The sequence below is a fragment of the Parafrankia soli genome (assembly GCF_001854695.1).
Lineage (GTDB): Bacteria > Actinomycetota > Actinomycetes > Frankiales > Frankiaceae > Parafrankia > Parafrankia soli.
Window position 1 is genome coordinate 1 of record NZ_MAXA01000109.1, and the last position, 2,905, is coordinate 2,905.

Annotated in this window: 3 protein-coding genes; all 3 read left to right on the forward strand. The window is 72.9% G+C overall.

Annotated elements, in window-relative coordinates; all coding sequences use genetic code 11:
• On the forward strand, positions 1 to 763 hold a 763-nt coding region (locus BBK14_RS38155; protein WP_198541229.1), incomplete at its 5' end, for a hypothetical protein.
• Between the two features lies 1 nt (position 764).
• Positions 765 to 1,757: a replication-relaxation family protein gene (locus BBK14_RS10435; RefSeq protein WP_071061422.1), complete on the forward strand. Its 993-nt coding sequence runs from the start codon at positions 765 to 767 to the stop codon at positions 1,755 to 1,757.
• Positions 1,754 to 2,905 (forward strand): ParB/RepB/Spo0J family partition protein (locus BBK14_RS10440; protein ID WP_071061424.1); only part of this gene is annotated, 1,152 nt, incomplete at its 3' end. The genes BBK14_RS10435 and BBK14_RS10440, both read left to right, overlap by 4 nt.

Consider the following 2,905-nt stretch of genomic DNA (forward strand, 5'->3'; position numbering starts at 1 on the left):
CGCGAACATGCTGGTCTTCGACCTGTTCCGCGCCGCCCGTTCCCGCCAAGACATCGTCGACCCGGCCGCGCGCCGGCCCTGCCATGCGTTCATCGACGAGCTGCCCGCGATCGACGGCGGCAGCCGTGGCACCCTGGCCCGGATTCTCGAGCAGACCCGCAAGTACGGGCTGTTCCTGCACGCCGCCACCCAACAGCCCGAGGCGCTGACCGCCACCACGCTGAAGGCGTTCCTGACCAACCGGTCGCACCTGTTCTCCTCCTCGGTGATGGAGGAGTCCGCACGGCTGCTGGCCCGTAACTGGGGTGGCGCCGTCACCCCCGAGACGATCATCGGGTTGGAGCGGTACACCCACTTGGCCGGTATCACTCTCGACGGGGTCATCCATCCGCCGTTCCTGGTCCGTGGCCTGACTGTGCATCAGCTGTTCGGGGACGTGCACGCCCCCGACCGCATCGACGAGCTCGACGCGGCGATCGACCGCAACCTGCACCGGCGGCCCATCGCCGAGACCATCGCCGACCTCGACGGCAAGGACGAGGCGATCCTCACCGCGCTCAGCACCCCCACCCCCGCCGCACCGCGACCACCCGCAGGAAGTTCACCGCGCGGGCGCGGCCGGTCGGTCACCACCACCGTCCCGGTCGACCTCAGCAGCCCACCCGCCGCGACGGCAGCTTCGTCCGAAGGCGAGTCCACCGACCCCACCAATGCCGATCTTGTCGAAGACGGAGACTCGCGACGCCGCGGACGAGGGCTGTGACATGAGCGTGCAGCAACCCGACGGCGCGACCGCCCCACCGGAGCAGGCCAACCCCCCGACCCAGCCCGCATCCTCGCTGTCCGCCACCGACACCGCCGTCCTCCTCAGCCTCTACCAGCACCGGCTGATGACCACCGCGCAGATCCACGACCTACACACCCCCACCAGCTCCGTCCGATGGACCCGGCAGATCGTGCACCGCCTCACCCGGCGCGGTGTCGTTCACGGCCTCCCTCAGRCCGACCGCAGCCGCCGCCACGTCTGGTTCGTCACCGAACTCGGCGCCYAGATCGTCGAGGACGCCGGCCAGGTACTCCCCCGCCCCGGCTACCGACCCAGCCCCGAAACCGCCGCCGGTCCGCTGCAGGCCCACACTCTGGGCTGTAACGAGATCGGCTTGGCGTTCGTCCGCGCCGCGCGCACCCTCGGCGATCACTGCGGATCGGGTTCGTGGCATCACGAGTGGGCCGCTCGTATCGCCGACCAGACCCCCGGCGCCGCCCGCTGGTCGAACATGATCGTCTCCGATCTGCTGCTGCGCTACCTGCACCGCGGCCCGCACGGCGACCAGGCCGCCGTGCGCCTGATCGAGTACGACCGCAACCACCGCAACCTAGACGACGTCCTCGCCCAGCTCCGCGCCTACGCCCGCTACCACGCCTACATCCCCGGCGGTGCCCGTCAGCCGCTGTGGCAGCGTGACCACGGCCCGGTCTTCCCTCRCGTCCTGCTCGTTCTGGACCGCGGCAGCCCGGCCGCGTTGACCACCCGACGGCGGTCACTGACATGGATGTGCCAGGAAGACCCGCTGCTCACCCGGCACGCCGCCGCCCTGGGCCTGCTGGCCACCACCCTGGATGACCTGGTCGCCCACGGCCCCTGGCAGCCGGTCTTCTGGCCGCTCACCGGCGACCAGGTCGACACCCCGGTGACCTGGACCGGGACACCGCAGGCACCCATCTTTGGCTCGTCGCAGCCCGGGGGCCGGGCGTGAGCGCCGCCGTCGGGACGCCCGTCGCCGGCACCCCCGCCGCCGCTCCCAGCTGTGCGGGTCCGCCGGCGGGTGAGGGCCTGGCTCCGGGGCCCGCCGAGCTGGCTCGTCGGCTGGCTACCTCTCCCCGGCTGCGGCATCGCCGCTACGAGATGCTGCCGCTGCGCGGCGCCGGCGCGGTGTTCACCGAGGTGCAGGGCCGCACTCCCGGGGATGCGACGACACCGGCGGCGCTGGCGGATCTGATCTCCTCCATCTCCACCGTCGGGGTGTTGCAGCCCATCCTGGTCGAGGAGCGGTCGGATCCCGCCGGGCCGCCGACCCGGCTGCTGGTCACCGGGGAGCGGCGGCTGCGGGCGGCCCGCTGGGGTGCGGTTCACCAGCCCGACAACCCGCATTTCGCGGAGATCCCCGCGGTGGTCTGCCCGGGTCCGCTTTCGGAGGAGGAACGTCGGGTCTGGCAGCTGGTGGAGAACCTGGCCCGGGAGGACCTGCGGCCTGGGGAGCTCGCTGCGGCGCTGCTGTTCGAACGGTGCGCCGTGCTGATCCCGCGTCTGCTGGCCGCGGGCCGGCCGGTGCCCCGCGAGGTGCTCACCCTCGACGACCCGGTGCAACGGTGGCAGCACCTGGAACGGATCCGTGGTGGTGACGCCAGTGTCGGCGCCCCCTGGGGGGAGGTGCTGCAACGGCTCGGGCTGCAGCTGTCCGAACGGCGGGCCCGTCAGCTGCACGCCGCGTTGAGCTCGCTACCACCAGAGATCAGCGAGGAGATGGACGAGGCCGGTGTCGCGCTGGCGACCCGATTGCGGTTCGCCGCGTTGAACCGGGGTCGTGCCCGTGCCGCGGACGAGATCTGGGCGGCGGTGCGGGCCGCGGGCCGACCTGACCTGCTGCCCGGCGCGCTGATCCAACGCCAGACGGCTCCCGATCTGGACGCGGAGACCGCGCTGGAACGGGCCGCGCAGGTCCGCGCCGCGGGGAACGCCGCCCGCGCCGCGGCACTCACCCGGACCCCGCTGCCGGCCGGTGGCGCCTCCACCGTGCCGGTCGTGGTGGACCCGGAGCCTGCCGCGGGGTCCCTGCCTGGTGCCGTCGCGGAGCGGCAGCCCTCCCCCGTCTCAGCTCAGGCCGGCCCGTCGACCGAACCGCCC